We start from the raw sequence: 17,669 nt of genomic DNA, 5'->3' as shown, positions 1-17,669 counted from the left end.
ATTCAATAGGCTGCAAAATCAGTTGATTCTTTGAACACACTCCTGAATCAACTTGGAGATTGTTCAGGAGTTACCGCTGTTTCCATCTTTTGTATAGAGGCCTGCATCGATTGGGCTTGTGGTGCAAGACGCTGCAGAAACTGGTTCAATTCAAAGATCTGATGACTTGCGGTGGAAGATGTTTGCAGATGGCTACTCACGAGCTGAGTCAGTTTCATCATCTGATCATTAAGCTGAGCCAACTCAGTATTTAGATTAGAGGATAGCTGCTCAGATCTAAATCGTTCTGTAGAAACGGTACTAGTTTGTTGGGCTAGGGGCTTTAGAATAGCCGTATTTTGTTGCAGATCTCGTTGCAAAGACTCTAGTATTGGCTTCATTTGGGCCAAATTGTCTTCTATCTTTTGAGCGACAATGCTGATCTTTTGGGCTGAACCAGATAATTCAGGATAGGCCTCTGAGTCCTGAGGTGCTTTTGCTGTGATATTCATCACCTGTAGCTGCATCTGGGAGGACAGTTGATTGACTAATATGCGAATTTGAGAAAGCTGCTGTAAGGGTTTCTCCAGTTCTTGAAGTTGAGTGATGGCGGATTGAGCGGCGGGTGGAAGGTGGAGGGGATGATTTTGAGCTATTTCGACTTGAGTCACAATCTGGTGATTTTGAGACTGAATCTGCCGAGTAAGGGTGTTAACCTCTTGGGCAAAATCCATGATGGCTTGTAAATGGGAATAGGCGGACTGAGCCGTTTCAGTATGTTGATGGACCCCATCCACTAAAAATTGAATGCTAGGGCGATTTGCCTGTAGATAGTCTGAAAGTTGCTGCTGTAAGTTCGTGAGTTGCTGATTATCTATATCAATTTGAGAGGTATTGGCTATCCATTCTTGCTCCGTTTGGGTGAGAACGTTGGCTTGTCCCAACGCATGGCCCAATTGGACACCAATTTGAGTAAAGAGATCGATTTCAGAGGACTGCCATATTCTGGGGCCAGAGCATTGATGGGCAATGAGTAAACCAAACAAATCTTCTCCCATCAGGATAGGAACAACTAAGTTAGCTTGTACGCCGTATTTTTCCAACTGTTGAACATGACACTCAGTCAGTCCAGCATCATTAACATTACTGATCGCCTGCACTCGTCCCCGTCGATATTGCTCAACATATTTGTTTGCAAAGCATGGGTCTAAGATTTCGGCCCACACCATTTTGGAGATACCTGGTTGGACTGCTTCTGCTGCAACAGTGCCTTGCCAATTTTCATCGAAACTATAAACAATCACCCGATCCGCTCTAAGAACCTTGCGACTCTCTTGAACCGCATTGGTTAGGATTTCTTCTGTGTGTAATGATTCTCGGATTAATTGCGTAAAGTGTAATAACTGCTGCAATTGATTGACTTGGCTATCGAGATGGCTCATGACTCTAGCCCGGTCCAAAGCATAGCCTACTTGCAATGCTAATTGCTTAAACAGGCCGATTTCAGATTGATTCCACTCCCTGGGTCTTGCACATTGATGGGCTATTAACAGACCATACAAATTCTCGTTTTGGAGAATGGGCGCGACAAGGTTTGCTTTGACGGCAAATCGCTCTAGCAAACCGATATGACAGTCGTTCAATCCTGAATTGTAAATGTTGTCAATTGCACTCACTCGTCCCTGACGATATTGCTCCTGATAGCCTTCGTTAAAGCAAGGATCATGTAGGGTAGACCACTGTAACTTGGGATAACCTGGGGCAACAGATTCGGCGACAAAGGTACCCTCACCGTTATGGTTGAGGGCAAAGATGGTGACTCGATCGGTTTGTAAAATTTGGCGCACTTCGGCGACGGTCGTTTTTAATAAATCTTCTTCTGATAAAGCGACATGGAGTTCACCAATGAACTGCATCAATAGCTCTGCGCGAGCCGCTTCATGTTCTTGAGAATGGATCAGGTTGGGGATTTGGGCATCGATAAGGCTGATATTGTTGGCCAGCGCCAAAAGCTCATCTTTGGGTTCGCTCTCGATTTCAGGACCTGTTTCTAAGCGATACAACCGGTTAACGAGTTGATTTGAATGCCGACCTGCTTGACGAAGGGGACGTAATTCACGATTGATCAACCAAACGGCAAGGCCCCCCGATAGGATTGCCACGATTCCAGTCCCTACCAATAGAGGGGGAATTCGATTTTGAAGCGTGGATTGGGCTTCATCCCAGCTGGTGGTGATTTCGGGATTGGCGCTGAGCTGCTGGTTCAGTGTTTCACTTGTCAGGTAGGTTGCTGTGCCTACAGCTAAGACAGGTAATGTACTCAAGGCAATGCCCCAAGCGATTAATCTGGCCTTGATGGAGGTTAGATACTCTTTTTTCGCAGTAGTATGTTTGGTATTGGGTTGATCGACAGGGAGTTCTGAAGAGGATAAAGACGAAAATTCTATCTGTTCGGGGTCGGATTGTTCAGGTTTGGATGGTGGAAGAGATGACGGCGTCACTGTGCAAACCTCATGGTTGAAAGGTGTAGATTTTTATCTTCAAAATTTTATGGATTCAGTTCGTTCTCAAACCTGAATGATGTGCCCCTCTAACCCACTCAGGCCTCTGCACCACTAGGTAGGTTGCTAGTGGTGTAATCGTGAGATTTTATGATGATGAAAGAAAATAAATGCAATCAGATAAGGTGTTTTTCTACGATAGCTGGAATCTATAATCTAGTCATTCATGCTCAAAAGATTGTGATTATTACTATTTGCTTATAGCTCAAAGATTTTATCGAAAGAAGGGATTAGCTACGCTGGGAACGATGTTTTTTCCTTAGATGTAGAACCAACCATAGACCCAGAAGATAGCCAATGACTGCGGCCAGACATCCCATAACGAAACACCCTGTAAACCAAGTTACGATAAATCCAGGTCCTAGAACTAAGAGTTCTTGCCAGTCCAGCTTTTGGAGCTGATTAAAGTCAAATTCGTTAGCTTGCAGAAGCCATTGGCCCAGATGGAAGTTAAAGGCAAATAGCGGTAAATAGGTGAAAGGGTTACTAATCCAAGTTGCTGCTGCTGCCGTTAATTTGTTGCCACGGACGCAGGCTGCGAGGAATACGCCAAAAATAATTTGAAATCCAAAAATGGGAAACATGCCCGCAAAAGCGCCAACGGATAGTCCCCGTGCGATCGCATCTGGGCTTCCCTGTAACCGGATAAACCGCAGGTATAAATATCGCCCTCGCCGTTTCCACGTTAAATTCTTGCGATGAGACTGAGTGCGTTGTAAGAAACGTTTTCGATGGGAGCGTTGATGGGGCTGGCGCATACGGTGTTGTAGCCGCACAAGAAGATTGTTCAAGGGCTTTTCTCTCTCAGCCCAATATAACCAACCCAATCCGCATTGAGTACTAGGCTGAAGTAGAATTCAAGGCTAACGGTATTTGATCTAGGTCTAAGTTTTGGTCAGATCCAACCGCTTGCAAGGTTGCTTGTCTAGACTCTTCCTGGTGGCTTAACGTGATAAAAAGGTAGCTAGACGGTCGATGTAGAAGGCGCTCAGACCATTCAATGGCAACAATTCCGGGGGGCACTTCAATTCCTTGCCAGTAGGTTTCGAGATAGAGTTCATCCACTTGTTGAGAGGTAAGGCGGTAAAGGTCTAGATGGTATAGGGGAACTCGTCCGTCGTGGTACTCGTTAATTAATGTGAAAGTAGGACTGACGATCGCATCAGAGATACCGAGTCCCTTCCCTAATCCCTGAATCAGGGATGTTTTACCGGTTCCCAAATCACCTTCTAGTAACAAGGTATTTCCCGCAGGTAGCATTTGCCCCAAGACTTTCCCAAACCGTTGGGTCATTTCCAGGTTTTCTAGGAATAGAGTGAGTTCGGCCACGAGGAGTTCTTGTTTAAATCTGATGCACTAGTAGACAGTCAAGGCTTGACCATTGTCGTTTTCAGAAAGGCCCAGAATAAATGGAACGGCTTTTTGTGCCCATGCGATGGGGGAGGGATAACTGCGGGCTTGCTGACCAAAACAGGTTTCCAGCATCTCAGTATGAATGATGCCTGGGTTCAATGCAATCGTGGCGATGCCGGGAGGAACTTCTTGGGCAAAAGCCTGATTTAGACCTTCAATCGCCCATTTAGATGCGCAGTAGGGGGCTACACCAGGGGACGTTGACCGTCCCCACCCAGAACTGAAATTGATAATGATCCCTTGGCCTTTGGTTTTCATGCTGGGGAGAAAACTACGAATGATGTTGATGGTGCCTTTGACGTTGACATCCAATACATCGCTAATGTCTGGTTCGGGCACTTCCCATAGGGGAGCGACGGTATTGATGACCCCTGCATTATTGATGACGATATCAGGGGGGGCATCGGTTTGTAAAAGCTGGTCTGCCCAAGCTTGAACCTGCTGGGCTTGGGTAACATCAACAGTCGAAAAATGATGGGGGGATGTATATTGCTGCGCCAGATGATTGATAGAGGCAGTGGTCCGACCGCAACCCCATACGGTATGCCCTGCTTGAATAAACCCAATCGCGAGGGCTTCCCCCAGTCCCTGGGTGACTCCGGTAATGACAATTTTACGGCTCATGTATTAGCTCTAAGGCAACAGTGGCTGCGGCTGCAACCTGAGGATTATCGTCTTTGGCTAAGTATTTCAGCGCTGAGATGCTTTTTGGACCGGGAAGGTTACCCAAGGTAGTAGCGAGACTCTTACGGATCATCCAATCTTCAGCTTGAACAAAGGGAAGGAGGGATTCTAGGGCATCGAAGGCTTTAATTTCTCCCAGGGCTGCGATCGCAGCTTGTTGCACAATCGTTTCCGGATGGTCTAGGGCATGGAGGAGCACCGTATAGGCCCCTGGATCCTTGAGGTTTCCCAACGAAACGGCAGCACTAAAACACACCAACCACTCGGTATCTTCAAGGAAAACTCTAGACAGGGCTTGAACAATATCATGATCACCGACATGTCCTAAGGCTCCAGCAGCACCTGCCCGGATTTCGTAGTTTGGATCGTCTAATAGCTGTATCAGAAGTGATACCGATTCGGCTGAAGGGTGATGGATCAACGAACGGATGGCCATGGAGCGAACGGGTAAATAGTCGTCAAACAGCATCGGTTTGATCAACGGGAATGCTTCAGCGCTGGGGAGGCTTCTTAAGGCCACCAATGCTAACAGACGATCGCTAGCGTTTTCACTTTTTAACTTCAAGGTCAATTCTTGAAGTCGGGGATGGGGCATAGAACCTTCTGTTTTCACCGTTACTCAAATTTTAAAAGAGAATGGGCCAAATTTCCTGCTTCTCTTCTGGGTTAGGTGAATAGCGGGTTTTAGCTGTCCTTGGGAATCTGTCTGTGCCTTTACCAGACTCTGATCTCAGAGATTTTGATAAATTGAAGTGAATTTCTGGGTCGCTATTGAAAATAGTTTCAACAAGCTGATAGTATTTGATGAGTCTAATTCGCAAACTTAAACAGCTAAGTTTCCCTGAGAAAACTGTTTAACACTGTTTTAGGGCTGTGTCTCCAGATATGCTGCATAGATTTTTCTTATTTGAGCATATTAAGGATACTAGTAGCTTTAATTATGCAATTAGGCCAAATGCCACCTTGATTACTTAGATGCTAGTTGTGGGAGGATTGATGATTAATATCAATATTGTTTTTGGATCACAGCTTCTATGTGTCAGTTAGCACAAACCACTGGGCCTACTCCAGAACGGATGTAACTTAGACTCAGTGTTATCGAAAAACAGTCCTGAATGCCCAATACAAAAGGTATGAATTGCATAAATTCATGTAGGACTGTTCTGTTCGGTAAATTGCTGTTTTTGAAACTGATTGTGTAAGTTTGGAAACTGTCAACATATCAACCCAGGCAAAGATCTAGGAAAGATATACCTTTGGTGTTATTCCCTTAACCTTGTCTTTGTTGTTTCTATCTTTTCTCTGATGGTATTGATTGCTGGTAAAGATCAAGGTTGAAGGTATGGATAAGCGTTTTGAAGACTAAAAGGTGATTGATTATACCGTCAACCATCTTCGATGAGTTGCTAAGACTCATACTCAAGTGTTCAAATTCTTATCCTTTATGCACAGGCTGAAGATATTGTTCGAAGCCTGTTTCCATCTCAAATAGCCAATTTGGCTATTTTTATTTAGTGTGAGGAGATAATTTATATGTCAATGATTTGGCGTAAGCTTGGGTTGATTAACCCTGCTTTAGTGGGTCTAGCTCTTTTATTGCCGACGACTGCGATCGCAGCCGAGTCACTAGAATTGACTAAGGAAGTTGTACCTGAAATTTCTGCAGTCGAGCAACTAGACACAGAGGCAGTGGAGGCTTCTGAGCCCCTAGTACTAGCTGATGCTGATGTACCCACCCCATCCGTTTCAGAGTTAATGAGCGAAACTCAAGACGACAATTTAGCTCAGGTTACCTCTGTTTCTCAGCTGTCCGATGTCCAGCCCGACGATTGGGCGTTTCAAGCTATTCAGTCTCTAGTTGAGCGTTATGGTTGTGTCGCCGGTTACCCTAACGGCACTTTCCGCCCCAGCCGGGCCATGTCTCGTCGAGAAGCAGCTGCGCTTGTCAATGCTTGTTTAGATAACCTCAGCAATCGATTTGCGACTAAAGAGGATCTGGACGCCCTCAAAGCGCTTCAAGATGAGTTCGCCGCTGAACTGGCTACCTTACGTGGACGAGTCGATGGTTTAGAGGCAAGAGTGGCAACTGTTGAATCCCAGCAGTTTTCCACCACCACCAAACTTAACGGTGAAGTCGTATTCGGGTCTGCCTTTGTATTTGATGGCAATAATGATCCACTAGATAGCATCCTTGGAGTCGATACGGATACTGGCAATACCCAAAGTGGTGGTGTGAATGTTGCAGATCGTTTCTTTCTTGGCCACCGAACTCGCCTGAACTTTGATTCTAGCTTCAGTGGTACTGATCGACTTCGTGTGCGTTTAGAAGCCGCTGATATTCCTGAACTAGATGAATTCGGTTCTGCAGGGACAAGTTTAGCCAGATTTGGTTTTGATGAAAACGACCCTGCTGGCAACACGGTCATCCTAGACGAGCTTAACTATCGTTTTAAGCCAGCTGAGGATCTAACGCTCAAAATTGCAATTGTGGGTGGTGACTACAAGGACGATGTAGAAACCTTTAACCCCTTCTTGAAGAGTAGTGGTAGTGGTGCTTTATCTCGCTTCTTCCGTTTCAACCCACTAACGCAGCGGGGACCAGGAGGAACGACCCTCAGTGCTGTCTATGATGTCAGCGAAAAGGTCAATCTCTCTGTTGTCTATGCAGCTGATGATGCCCAGTTTGCTACTACAGCTGGTAATGGTGCTAACAACGGTTTATTTGATTTTGAAAATGGCACCTATGGGGTGTTTGCCCAGATTGGCTTTAATCCAACCGATGATATCGGTATTGGTGTTCAATATTCTCGTAACGAGTACACAGCGGGTAATGTTGACATCACATCCGATACGGGAGATGCGCCAGTTCTTACAGGTGGCCTAGCTCTAGGTGGTGATACTTCCGATCCTTTCAATGGACTGGAAACCATTACTGATAACTTTGGCCTTTCATTTAATGCCAGAGTTGTTGACGGGTTTCATGTGTCTGGTTGGGGTGGTTTAACCTTAGCCCGTACTCCTGATATTGCAAATTCTCAAATTAAATTGTTGACTTGGGCCGCTAACCTCGTCTTCCCTGACTTGCTCCTAGAAGGTGGCAGAGGTTCCCTATCGTTTGGTCAGCAGCCTTACATTATCGATGGTGGTAATCTAAACATTGATGATGGGACTTCTTCCAACTTTACTGCTGAAGCACAGTATCAGTTTAAGGTCAATGACAATATCAAGATCTCACCTGGATTAATTGTCATTTTCAATGCCAACAACACTTCTTCGAATGACCCTATCTTTATTCCAGTCATTCGAACCACCTTTAAGTTCTAATCTAGAGAATTAGACTAACCTTAAGCCCCAAGTTCTCTAAGCAGAGCTTGGGGCTTAGCATTGGCAAAGAATTGAAAAACCAGCAAAAAACATCTTTAAAAGCAAATAACACCCAGAATCCGTCGTTTAATGACTTCCTCACATCAATAAAGAGTATTTAGAGACTTTAGCCCGTTTAGGAATTACCCTTTGAGACCTATCTCCCATCGCTACATTTAAGGATGTTTAACGCCAGAATTGGGTGTTATTCTGATTTGACGAGACAGACGTTTTTATCAACAGCTCTTTAACCTCTTTAATGGATTTGAATTTGGCTGCTTTATCTGCCAGGGAAGCATATTGTGCTTCACCTCTGAGTATAGAAGTTTCTAGGTGGATAGGAGGCTATTTGCAAGGTAAGTTTATTTCTGAGAAGTATGGGCTGTAAAGAGTATTAACTTCAGTAAATGATGGTGTTGTTCATCGGCGGTACCGATTTCTTTGGCTAAACCCATCGGTCTATCGAAACTCTGAGTTAGCTGAAATAAGTGCCGAACTGTCAGCCATGTGGCATGATCATCTCGGTTTGATACTTTTTTTCTAGTGAAAATAAAGTAATCAAGTAATTGCCAGGTCTTGCAGGAGTCTCAAGGTAAGGATTCAATATACGGAATGATCATCGAAAGCATTGGAATTGGTATCGTTGCAGTCCTTCTCATCGCTTGGGGAGGCTTAGAGTGGACTCATCGTCGTCGCCAGGGGAATGCCTTAGACGCCTTGCCAGGAAATTGGCAATTTGAAAGTCGAGAACCCCAGCATTATCAGCTGGTAGGGGAGCAAACCTTTTTTAACCCCACCCGTAAGTTAGAAGTAATGATCCCTGAATTGTCAGTGGATGTAACCCTTTTATCGAAGGGGAGTCTGGATGAGATTGATTACAAAATCAAGGTGGTGCCCAAGCATCCCGATGCTGAACCCCGCGAAGATGGGTATTGGTTTGCTTATATTGTTAAGTCACGCTACCAAACCTCTGTTGAAATTAAGCTAGATATCACCGGGCCTGATCTGACTCAACTGAAAGCGGTTTGGGTGCGGGTAAACTACGTATCCTATGGTCCAAAAGGCCGTATTGAGAATACCCACCATGAAGTGGTTCCTCTTCGCTTCCCTGACCCCGAGGAACCATTACAGTGGCGTTCGGTTGCAGGAGGGCAAGTCTTACCTGTGCCCACCCACTTGTTGACTCAACTGGATACCTGTCCTGATATTGTTCGTCGCTATGTCAGTCCCCACGCTCAGCCCGGTGATATTGTCACCATTGGGGAAACTCCCGTGGCGATTATGCAAGGCCGTATCTTTCATCCCAGTACGATAAAACCTGGATGGGTGGCCCAGCGATTAGTTTATTTCTTTTTACCCACATCTAGTTTGGCCACGGCCTGTGGTATGCAAACCCTTGTCAATATTGAGGGGCCAGTACGGGTCTTTTTAGCGTTTGTGGTGGGTGCGATTGCAAAAGTATTCGGACAAGCAGGGGTCTTTTATCGCCTGGCTGGGGAACAGGCCCGGTTGATCGATGATGTGACGGGTACCCTGCCACCCTTTGATCAATTTATTGTGTTAGGTCCCGACGATCCGCAAAAAGTGGTTGACCAAATTCAGGCAGAAACCGGTTTAGCCGCAGCAATTGTCGATGTGAACGACCTCAAGAGAGTCAAAATTCTCTCTGCAACCCAAGGTACCCCGCTGCCGTTGATTGAAGAAGCACTTCGGAGTAATCCTGCGGGTAATGCGGATGAGCAAACCCCTGTTGTCTTGATTCGCCCCAATCAGTCTTAGGGGATTACGTTTTGTTCAGGGATTTTCCCTTGACAAAAGTCTGAAAACTTGTTGCCTCTATCCCCGTTTTGGAGAGAGATCCGATACCATAGAGTGAGATTAATACCCTAAATTTCCTTCTTCAAGCTAATTTGTATAACTTGTATGTCTCCTAGTGAGTAAATTAGCAAGCTGGTTTCAGTTGGTCCATCCACCCACTCTGGACAATTAGTTCTGCAAGCTTAGCAACTCGTATGACGACAGTAGCTCCAAAGTTAGAACCCATCATTCGTCCAGTTCAGTACCGCGATCTGGAAGCGATCAAGCGGATATTGGTGGATGATTACGATCAGTCCAGTATTGGCACTTTTTACGGCCATGAGCGGCAGTTGCTACAGCTTCAACGCTGGTCTGAATTATTGAAGTTGTTGAGGCTGTTTCCCAATCGCCTATCTGATCAGCAACGCACCTATGTTTGGGAACAAACCCATGAGCTGGCTGGGGTAGTTCAGGTGTCACCCTTTAACCATTCCCGAAGTACCTGGCGATTTGATCAAGTCAGTGTTTCACCTGCGGTTGGTCAGCAAGATGTGGGAACGCAATTATTGCGATATTGCCTTGAAAATATCTGGGAAGCCCGCACCTGGTTGACAGAGATCGATGTGAGTCAATCAGCAGCCCTGGCCCTATATCGCCATAATGGCTTTCAGCCCCTCGCCCAAATTACGTATTGGTCCCTGGCTCCTGAACAGTTGAGCTGTCTAGCAGAGCGAGAACCAGTACTACCAAACCTCTTGCCTGTTAATAATGCAGATGCTTCTTTGCTATACCAGCTCGATACAGCATCTATGCCTCCTTTGGTCCGCCAGGTGTTTGATCGGCATATTCAGGACTTTAAAACGAATTTAGTAGACTCTTTGTTGGCGGGGATTCAGCTTTGGGGCGACACCAAAGAGTTGGTCCAAGCTTATGTCTTTGAGCCCCAACGAAAGGCTGCCATTGGCTATTTTGAAATGAAGCTGTGTCGAAATGGGTCGCACCCTCATGAAGCTCGACTCACGGTGCATCCTGCCTATACTTGGCTATACCCGGAGCTGCTGGCCCATATGGCTCAGCTGACTCAAGCCTATCCTTCTGCTCCGTTGTGTTTAGACTCAACGGACTATCAACCTGAGCGGGAAGAATATCTAAAGCAAATTGGCGCTGAAGATTTAGAGCAAACCTTGATGATGTCTCGTTCCGTTTGGCATAAATTACGAGAATCTCGTTCTATTTCTTTTGAAACTCTGCAGTTGTCAGATATGTTGCAAGGGTTGCAGCCCAATCATAAGCCAGTCCCTGGCCGCATGACCTATTGGCTCACTCGCACTCCTGTTGCTGGCAAACGTCATTGTCAAGGATCTACCACGAGTCAGAATAAACAGGTTTCCTCAAAGCGAAATCAGCGCCCCTGGCCATCAGAATTTTAACCGGTATGCAGCGAATATCCGCGTTAGGACTAGATCTAGGACATCGTCGGATTGGAGTTGCTGGCTGTGATGGCACGGGCTTAATTGCCACTGGACTCACCACGATTCGACGTACGTCTTTTACCAAAGACATGGAAATACTGCGGCAAATTGTGGTGGACCGCCAGGTTAAAACCTTGGTCGTGGGTCTGCCCTATACGATGAAGGGTGAAGTGGGAACTCAAGCTCAAAAGACCCAGAAATTAGCCAAGCGGATTGCTAAAGCACTTGATCTACCTTTGGATTTTATTGATGAACGGTTGACTTCCCATGAGGCTGAGTCCATGATGCGTGAACAGCGTATCAATCCAGCAGAACAAAAGGGAATGATTGATCGCAAAGCGGCCGCGTTGATTCTACAACGTTGGCTGGATCAAAAACCATGGCTATCTTCGACCTAGACTTGGTTCCACTATTTCGTTTTTTCGTTTAATTTTCTCGCCTATTAAGTCCATTACCCCCTAAACTTAAGCCTATGGGTCCTGATGGTGGACCAGTAATCTGGGGAGTAGAGGTAAAATACCCATGGAAATGGACCGTTCTACGGTGACGTTGATGGATGAAGCAGGACGTTCTTTGACCTGCTACGTTGAAGTATCTGTGCCAATCGATCAAGAAGAATATGCTCTCCTGAACCCTGTCGATTATCCAGTAGACATTTTTGGTTGGGTTGTTACCGATGAAGAGGATGAGATTGTCCAGCCTGTAGAAGAACAAGAGCTGGCGAAGATATTCCCCACGGCTCAAGCTGTATTATCCGAACAGAACTTGAAATTGAAGCGAAGTGCCTTGTCTTTAACCGTAGAAGGTGATCTTCCGGATATTGATGAAGAAGAAATTCTGGTTTTGGAAATGGAGGAGGGGGATGAGATTTCGGAACAAGAGGAATATCAACTCTTAGCGACTTTTTTTGAGGAGGAACAAGAGTATTCGATCTATACTCCAATAGATCCAGTGCTGTTTGTTGTGAGATTGCGTGAGAATATGCAGCCGGAGCTGCTTTCTCCTCAAGAGTTCCAAGCTCTTCAACCCAAGCTTCAACCTCTGCTGGAGGAACGTCTAATGGACGATTTAGACTAACTGCTGATTTAATAGACGACGTCTGCTTTTGAATGTGAACAAAAAGAAATCATTGCCTTTCCGCAAATTGGCTATTACCTCGGTCGTTGCCATTGTTGCGATAGCCGGTGGAGTTGGAGGGGGAGGTTGGTATTGGTGGCAATCTGCGATCGCACCTGTTGAGAAGAACGCTCAACCCTCGCAAGAGTTACTTCAGGTCCAAATTCCAGAAGGTGCGTCTGCTAACGAAATCGGTCAGATTTTAGAAGAAGCAGGACTCATTCGCTCAATCACTGCCTGGAAGGTTTGGACTCGATGGCAAGGCTTGTGGGAATCTTCTGGTGGATTCCACGCGGGAACCTACCAGCTTTCGCCCCAAGCTTCTATGGCCGATATCGCCCAAACGATCTGGTCTGGGAAGGTCCAGCAGGTTAGCTTCACCGTGCCAGAGGGCTGGTCCCAAAAGCAGATGGCTAAATACTTTGAAGAGTTAGGCTGGTTTTCGGCTCAAGAGTTCCTGGATGCGACCAACAATATTCCTCACGATCGCTACCCCTGGTTACCGGAAGACATCCCCTTTCTGGAGGGGTATCTCTTTCCCGATACCTACCAAATTTCAGTTGATCAACGCACCCCTGATGCCGTCATTGGCGTGATGTTGAATCATTTTGAAGCGTCCGCCTTGCCAGTCTATAAGAACCGAACCGGCTATACCGATTTAAGCTTAGATGATTGGGTCACCTTGGCCAGCATTGTTGAAAAAGAGTCAGTGGTTGCCGAGGAAAGGGGTCGAATTGCTGGAGTTTTTTGGAATCGGTTACGGGACAATATCACCTTAGGGTCTGATCCGACAGTTGAATATGGTTTAGGAATCACTCAAACCCCTGACCAACCCCTCACTTATGCCCAAGTTGAAACCCCTTCCCCTTATAACACCTACATCAACGCCGGATTAACCCCAACGCCGATTGCTAGCCCAGGTCTGGCCAGTCTTAAAGCCACTGTTTCTCCCGAGAAAACAGATTTTCTGTATTTTGTTGCTCGATACGATGGAACCCATGTGTTTAGCCGGACTTTGACCGAGCACTTACGAGCTCAAGCTAAAATTCGTGATCAACAAGATGCCAAGCAAAACTCCACAAATCTATAGTTCGTCCTACTGAATATAGCCTGATGTCTCCAGCTTCTTCCTGGGTTTCTCTTTTACAACCAGATCTACGGCTTCAAAATTCTATTCTCCAATTGACCCCTTCTCTGTTGGAGCAACATCAGCTTAAAGGGTTGGTGTTGGATGTTGATGATACCGTTGTGTCCTCTAGATCTGCCGATGTTTCTCCTGAATTGTTAACGTGGCTAACTGACATAAAAGCCAAGGTTCCCATTTGGTTAGTTAGCAACAACTTAAAACGCTCTCGGATTGAAAGAATCGCAGTCGGCCTTGACTTGCCTTATATTTATGGAGCTGGTAAACCGTCCCGCCGCAAACTGCGTCAGGCAGTAACAGCGATGGACTTGCCCTATGAGAATGTGGCAATGGTTGGAGACCGGCTATTTACGGATGTTTTGGCTGGAAATCGCCTGGGTGTATTTACAATTTTGGTAGAGCCGGTAGGCCACGGGAGTACATTGCGTAAAATTGAACTGTGGCTTTACCAAAACTTGGAACGAATATTGGATTAAACATCCGAATTTCAAGGATGATTACAGAAAAGTCATGGAAAGTAAAAATATAAAATAAATATTATAGAAGTCGCAAAATAAGGAAATATTTGTCAATATATAAACATAAATTATTGGAGCCAGCCCAATAAAGGCTCTAAAGATAAATCTTAAATACCTTAGCCAACAGCGGTCTTCTATACTAGAAGACCGCTGTTGGCTTTTTTGGGCTTGCATCCAGGCGTATGCCCTGTTTATGGGGGACGGGACTCATCCTGGGCAGATTTGGATGAAGTTTTTGCATAAAAGTTTAGCCTTAACAACTTTGGGGAATGATGTGAAGGTAAAGTGCTATGTAATTTGCCAGCCTATAACCATAAGATGTCTTTATGGGCAATAGATAAGGCTTTAATTGCAACAAAAAAACATAAATGCTTGAAATTTTGTTACATTGCAATTATGCACTCAAGTGTGAGCTGGGGCATGACGAGTCGGGCACACCGAGTACCTGATTTGATACGCCTCATTTTAGTTTCAGACTCCTACCCCCATTTAATCCCATGAAATCTTCTCTGACTTTGGTTGACGTTGAGCAAACCCCTCCACATTTGTCAGATACACCTTTGACGACTGCCGACATTTCTCGCAGGGTCCAAACATTGCCTGCGGGGGGGAATGATCCCAACCGCTTTGATTGGCAAGAAGTTTGGTATCCTATTGCCTACGTTAAGGATCTAGATAAAGAAAAACTCACTACCTTTACTTTGTTAGACCGGGATCTTGTGATTTGGTGGGATCACAACGCCAACACCTGGCGAGTTTTTGCAGATCAATGCCCCCATCGATTAGCTCGACTGTCTGAGGGCCGGATCGATGAAGATGGGCTGATTGAGTGCCCCTATCATGGCTGGGCTTTTTCGGGGACGGGTGATTGTGAACGGATTCCTCAGCAGGTGAGTGGCCGTTCTGCCGAGAGTTCTCCAAGGGCCTGTGTGGACTCCCTGCCGATTAGTATTCAACAAGGTTTGTTATTCGCCTATGCGGGGCAGCCAGAACGGGCGGCTCTAACCCCTGTACCCATTGTTGGACCCATTGAAGAGTCACCTGACGACTGGATTATTCTCGATGGATTTCGTGACCTGCCCTACGATGTGCTCACGCTACTTGAAAATGTTTTAGACCCTAGCCATTTACCCTATACTCATCACCGTTCTGTTGGGAACCGCAGCAATGCGGGGCCGGTGGAATTGGAGGTCATGGAATCAGGAAAACAAGGGTTTTACGGTGTGTGGGAAGAAGGCCCTCGCCAAGGAAAATTGGGAACACAAACAACAACATTTGTGGCTCCCGGCTTGATGTGGCATGACTTAACATCTAGCCAGTTTGGTCGAACCTTGACCGTTGTCTATGCTACACCAGTCCGTAAAGGTGAGTGTCGCATTTTTGCTCGATTCCCGTTTCAATTTTCATCTAAAGTGCCTGCTTGGATGATTAGTCATACGCCGACTTGGTTTTCTCATCTAGGGCAGAATGCCATATTAGAAGATGACCAAATCTTCTTGCATTTCCAAGAACGGTATTTAGAGCGGACCAAAGACAGTAAGTCCATTGCTCAAGCCTTTTATCTGCCCACACGGGCCGATCGGTTTGTGCTGGCATTGCATCAATGGCAAGAACGCTTCCAGGCTGATCCTTTCCCCGGGCAAAGTCTACCCCCAGAGCGGACTCGCGAGCAGTTACTTGATCGGTACCATTCACACACGGTGAACTGTGCCAGCTGTTCCCAGGCATTGAAAAATGTCAAACGCCTGCGGAAAGTAATGGTTGGACTAGCCTTGGTCGCTTGGACCCTTACACCGCTTTTGGCCTTTGGCTTTGGGGTATTCTCGATCAAATTGTCTATTGCTGCGACCGTTACGATCTTTTCTTCGGCTGTGGCCTGGCTAAGCTTAGGTCAATTAGAGAAAAGATTTCTAAGAGGGCGATCTATCCCACCTCGAAATTACCCGGAGAAAAAAGGTCGTTAGGGTATTATCCCTCAGGGATGGTTTGTTCTGAGCTACCACAAGAGGTGAACCCCTACGCCAATTGTGGGCTCATCCTGGTCTCGGACTCGAAGTTGGTTCCAGGGTGATGTTCCCACTCGGTTGGTGGCATACAAGTCAAAAATGAGTTGTTTACTGCCGGGAGTAAATCCAAATAGTGTTGAGGAATCATACCGGAACCCCACATTCCAAGGAATAGCGTCACCCAAGGTGTTATTGAGGAAGGCGTTGCCTCGGCCAGCAAAACTAGCCCCGACTTCGGCAATGAAATTTAGATTATTAACGATTTCGTAGGAGCCGCCAAAATTAAAGCCTCCGACCGCAATATCTCTATCTTGAACGTAGCTAAAGGTAGGGGTGACCCATAAATTTAACCGGTCCGTCGCTTGATAATGGACAGGCAACGAGACGCTATAGATCAGATTATTGCCGACATTGCCATCGGTGCCTTGGAAGATCGTGGGAACTGCTTTATTCAGGCCCCGTTGTTGGAACTCATTTCGATTATTGGTGGCATAGTTGATAAAGGTTTCGCCCGTGAGCCCTACGTTGACGGCAGCACTAATGGTTAAGGGTTTGCCTTTCGCCTGGTCGAGGAAGCGATATTTTAGGCCGAAACCTTGCTCGGACTCGTCAACAGTACCAAAGGAGTAGTCAAGATAGCCTAAGGCTTCGAGATCTCCCAAAATGCCATATCGTACGGTGCTTTGAATACCCTGAGGTCCCCCTTTGAGACTCACTAGGACTCTGCCTTTAGGAACGGTTCCCCCGTCGATAATGCCAATACCATCTGTTGTTAGGGCAGCAGCTTGGCTCGGATCATCCGCTCCCCCAATGCTGTTATCCGCTACTGTGGGTGATTCTGTGGGAATTGGTGGGGCGGATGGAAGTGGTAAGGATGGGGCACGAGTGGCGACTGCCGTCGGGGGTTGATAGCCGGATTTAGGTGGATTTAATACACGCCCATAGGTTGGAGGTGGAGCTGAGGGGATGGGAGAAATAGGGCTAATGTCAGTGGACTCTTCTGGTGGATTGTAGTAACTGACAAAAGAGGATTGAGCTGTAGAAGGCACTGGAGCATTTACAGCAATTTGTACATTTGCTCCAGCTAAGTTGGTGTTATTGAGGCGAGCACCAGTTAAATTAACTTGGTCTAAGTTGGCATTCGTAAGATTGGCATTCGTGAGATCGGCCCCGCTCAGATTCGCGCCGGAAAGGTTGGCACCTGTGAGGTCAGCTCCCGATAAATTAGCTCCGGACAAGTCAGCCTTGATAAGAATGGCATGGTTCAGTTTGACATTTGCTAGATCCAGCCCCGATAGGTCTGAATTACTAAGGGTACAGGCTTGGCAAAACCCCTCATTGAGTAAAAATTGTACTGAGTCTAGCGCTTGGGCTGGTGTTTGAAAGCTACCGATAGCCAGTGCTAGCCAGGGGATACTCCCCCATTCCAACAAACGTTTCATTCTGTTGACCCCCCGTCACAAATGATTCCAATGCAGTATTTAGAAGTATTGACCAATTGATTCTAAAAATTACTTTGAAACTCAAATTTATCAATTATAAGGCGTTTGATAGTTAAAATACTCACTATTTCTCAGGATATATTCCTTTTTCGCATAATATTTGCCTCCCTAAGA

At 46.1% G+C, this 17,669-nt stretch carries 14 protein-coding genes; 8 read left to right on the top strand and 6 right to left on the bottom strand.

Annotated features, from left to right (window positions below; translation table 11 throughout):
* Positions 1–47: 47 nt before the first annotated feature.
* The 5 genes from ON05_RS21045 to ON05_RS21025 form a co-directional block, all read right to left on the bottom strand.
* On the bottom strand, positions 48–2,480 hold the full coding sequence (locus tag ON05_RS21045; RefSeq protein ID WP_010477935.1) for a GAF domain-containing protein: 2,433 nt from the start codon (positions 2,478–2,480) through the stop codon (positions 48–50).
* Between the two features lie 290 nt (positions 2,481–2,770).
* On the bottom strand, positions 2,771–3,331 hold the full coding sequence (locus tag ON05_RS21040) for a DUF2062 domain-containing protein (protein WP_236619089.1): 561 nt from the start codon (positions 3,329–3,331) through the stop codon (positions 2,771–2,773).
* A 49-nt stretch (positions 3,332–3,380) separates the two neighbouring features.
* Positions 3,381–3,833: a tRNA (adenosine(37)-N6)-threonylcarbamoyltransferase complex ATPase subunit type 1 TsaE gene (gene tsaE, locus ON05_RS21035; protein ID WP_010477930.1), complete on the bottom strand. Its 453-nt coding sequence runs from the start codon at positions 3,831–3,833 to the stop codon at positions 3,381–3,383.
* A 63-nt stretch (positions 3,834–3,896) separates the two neighbouring features.
* The gene (locus tag ON05_RS21030) at positions 3,897–4,577 is read right to left on the bottom strand and encodes an SDR family oxidoreductase (RefSeq protein WP_010477928.1); all 681 of its coding nucleotides are present in this window, start codon (positions 4,575–4,577) and stop codon (positions 3,897–3,899) included.
* Positions 4,567–5,232, bottom strand: a complete 666-nt coding sequence (locus ON05_RS21025; RefSeq protein WP_010477926.1) for a HEAT repeat domain-containing protein — start codon at positions 5,230–5,232, stop codon at positions 4,567–4,569. The genes ON05_RS21030 and ON05_RS21025 overlap by 11 nt, the downstream gene beginning before the upstream one ends.
* A gap of 938 nt (positions 5,233–6,170) precedes the next feature.
* Here ON05_RS21025 and ON05_RS21020 point away from each other — a divergent pair.
* The 8 genes from ON05_RS21020 (at position 6,171) to ON05_RS20985 (ending at position 16,011) form a co-directional block, all read left to right on the top strand.
* The gene (locus ON05_RS21020; protein ID WP_010477924.1) at positions 6,171–7,961 is read left to right on the top strand and encodes an iron uptake porin; all 1,791 of its coding nucleotides are present in this window, start codon (positions 6,171–6,173) and stop codon (positions 7,959–7,961) included.
* A 651-nt stretch (positions 7,962–8,612) separates the two neighbouring features.
* Positions 8,613–9,779 carry a hypothetical protein gene (locus ON05_RS21015; RefSeq protein ID WP_010477923.1) on the top strand — a complete coding sequence of 389 codons (1,167 nt, stop codon included), beginning with the start codon at positions 8,613–8,615 and terminating at the stop codon, positions 9,777–9,779.
* 233 nt (positions 9,780–10,012) lie between these two features.
* Positions 10,013–11,227, top strand: a complete 1,215-nt coding sequence (locus tag ON05_RS21010) for a GNAT family N-acetyltransferase (protein ID WP_010477921.1) — start codon at positions 10,013–10,015, stop codon at positions 11,225–11,227.
* Positions 11,228–11,232: 5 nt separating this feature from the next.
* Positions 11,233–11,667: a Holliday junction resolvase RuvX gene (gene ruvX, locus ON05_RS21005; RefSeq protein ID WP_010477919.1), complete on the top strand. Its 435-nt coding sequence runs from the start codon at positions 11,233–11,235 to the stop codon at positions 11,665–11,667.
* A 124-nt stretch (positions 11,668–11,791) separates the two neighbouring features.
* Entirely contained in the window at positions 11,792–12,346 is a 555-nt protein-coding gene (locus ON05_RS21000) for a DUF3727 domain-containing protein (RefSeq protein ID WP_010477918.1), read from the top strand.
* 28 nt (positions 12,347–12,374) lie between these two features.
* Positions 12,375–13,475 (top strand): endolytic transglycosylase MltG, encoded by a 1,101-nt coding sequence (gene mltG / locus ON05_RS20995; protein ID WP_010477916.1) that lies wholly within the window; start codon positions 12,375–12,377, stop codon positions 13,473–13,475.
* A 23-nt stretch (positions 13,476–13,498) separates the two neighbouring features.
* Entirely contained in the window at positions 13,499–14,005 is a 507-nt protein-coding gene (locus tag ON05_RS20990) for a YqeG family HAD IIIA-type phosphatase (protein WP_010477914.1), read from the top strand.
* Between the two features lie 539 nt (positions 14,006–14,544).
* Positions 14,545–16,011 carry a Rieske 2Fe-2S domain-containing protein gene (locus ON05_RS20985; protein WP_010477912.1) on the top strand — a complete coding sequence of 489 codons (1,467 nt, stop codon included), beginning with the start codon at positions 14,545–14,547 and terminating at the stop codon, positions 16,009–16,011.
* 32 nt (positions 16,012–16,043) lie between these two features.
* Here ON05_RS20985 and ON05_RS38145 read toward each other — a convergent pair whose 3' ends face one another.
* Positions 16,044–17,495 carry a pentapeptide repeat-containing protein gene (locus tag ON05_RS38145; RefSeq protein ID WP_010477910.1) on the bottom strand — a complete coding sequence of 484 codons (1,452 nt, stop codon included), beginning with the start codon at positions 17,493–17,495 and terminating at the stop codon, positions 16,044–16,046.
* Positions 17,496–17,669: the final 174 nt, after the last annotated feature.

This window comes from Acaryochloris sp. CCMEE 5410 (assembly GCF_000238775.2).
GTDB lineage: Bacteria > Cyanobacteriota > Cyanobacteriia > Thermosynechococcales > Thermosynechococcaceae > Acaryochloris.
Note: the sequence above shows the minus strand (reverse complement) of the source record. Positions and strands in the feature narration are given on the sequence as shown.

What these genes read in the sequence shown, in the direction of transcription:
- tsaE (WP_010477930.1), bottom strand. Translation starts at nt 3,833, where the DNA reads ATGACCCAACGGTTTGGGAAAGTCTTGGGGCAAATGCTACCTGCGGGA.
- ON05_RS21030 (WP_010477928.1), bottom strand. Translation starts at nt 4,577, where the DNA reads ATGAGCCGTAAAATTGTCATTACCGGAGTCACCCAGGGACTGGGGGAA.
- ON05_RS21025 (WP_010477926.1), bottom strand. Translation starts at nt 5,232, where the DNA reads ATGCCCCATCCCCGACTTCAAGAATTGACCTTGAAGTTAAAAAGTGAA.
- ON05_RS21020 (WP_010477924.1), top strand. Translation starts at nt 6,171, where the DNA reads ATGTCAATGATTTGGCGTAAGCTTGGGTTGATTAACCCTGCTTTAGTG.
- ON05_RS21015 (WP_010477923.1), top strand. Translation starts at nt 8,613, where the DNA reads ATGATCATCGAAAGCATTGGAATTGGTATCGTTGCAGTCCTTCTCATC.
- ON05_RS21010 (WP_010477921.1), top strand. Translation starts at nt 10,013, where the DNA reads ATGACGACAGTAGCTCCAAAGTTAGAACCCATCATTCGTCCAGTTCAG.
- ruvX (WP_010477919.1), top strand. Translation starts at nt 11,233, where the DNA reads ATGCAGCGAATATCCGCGTTAGGACTAGATCTAGGACATCGTCGGATT.
- ON05_RS21000 (WP_010477918.1), top strand. Translation starts at nt 11,792, where the DNA reads ATGGAAATGGACCGTTCTACGGTGACGTTGATGGATGAAGCAGGACGT.
- ON05_RS20990 (WP_010477914.1), top strand. Translation starts at nt 13,499, where the DNA reads ATGTCTCCAGCTTCTTCCTGGGTTTCTCTTTTACAACCAGATCTACGG.
- ON05_RS20985 (WP_010477912.1), top strand. Translation starts at nt 14,545, where the DNA reads ATGAAATCTTCTCTGACTTTGGTTGACGTTGAGCAAACCCCTCCACAT.
- ON05_RS38145 (WP_010477910.1), bottom strand. Translation starts at nt 17,495, where the DNA reads ATGAAACGTTTGTTGGAATGGGGGAGTATCCCCTGGCTAGCACTGGCT.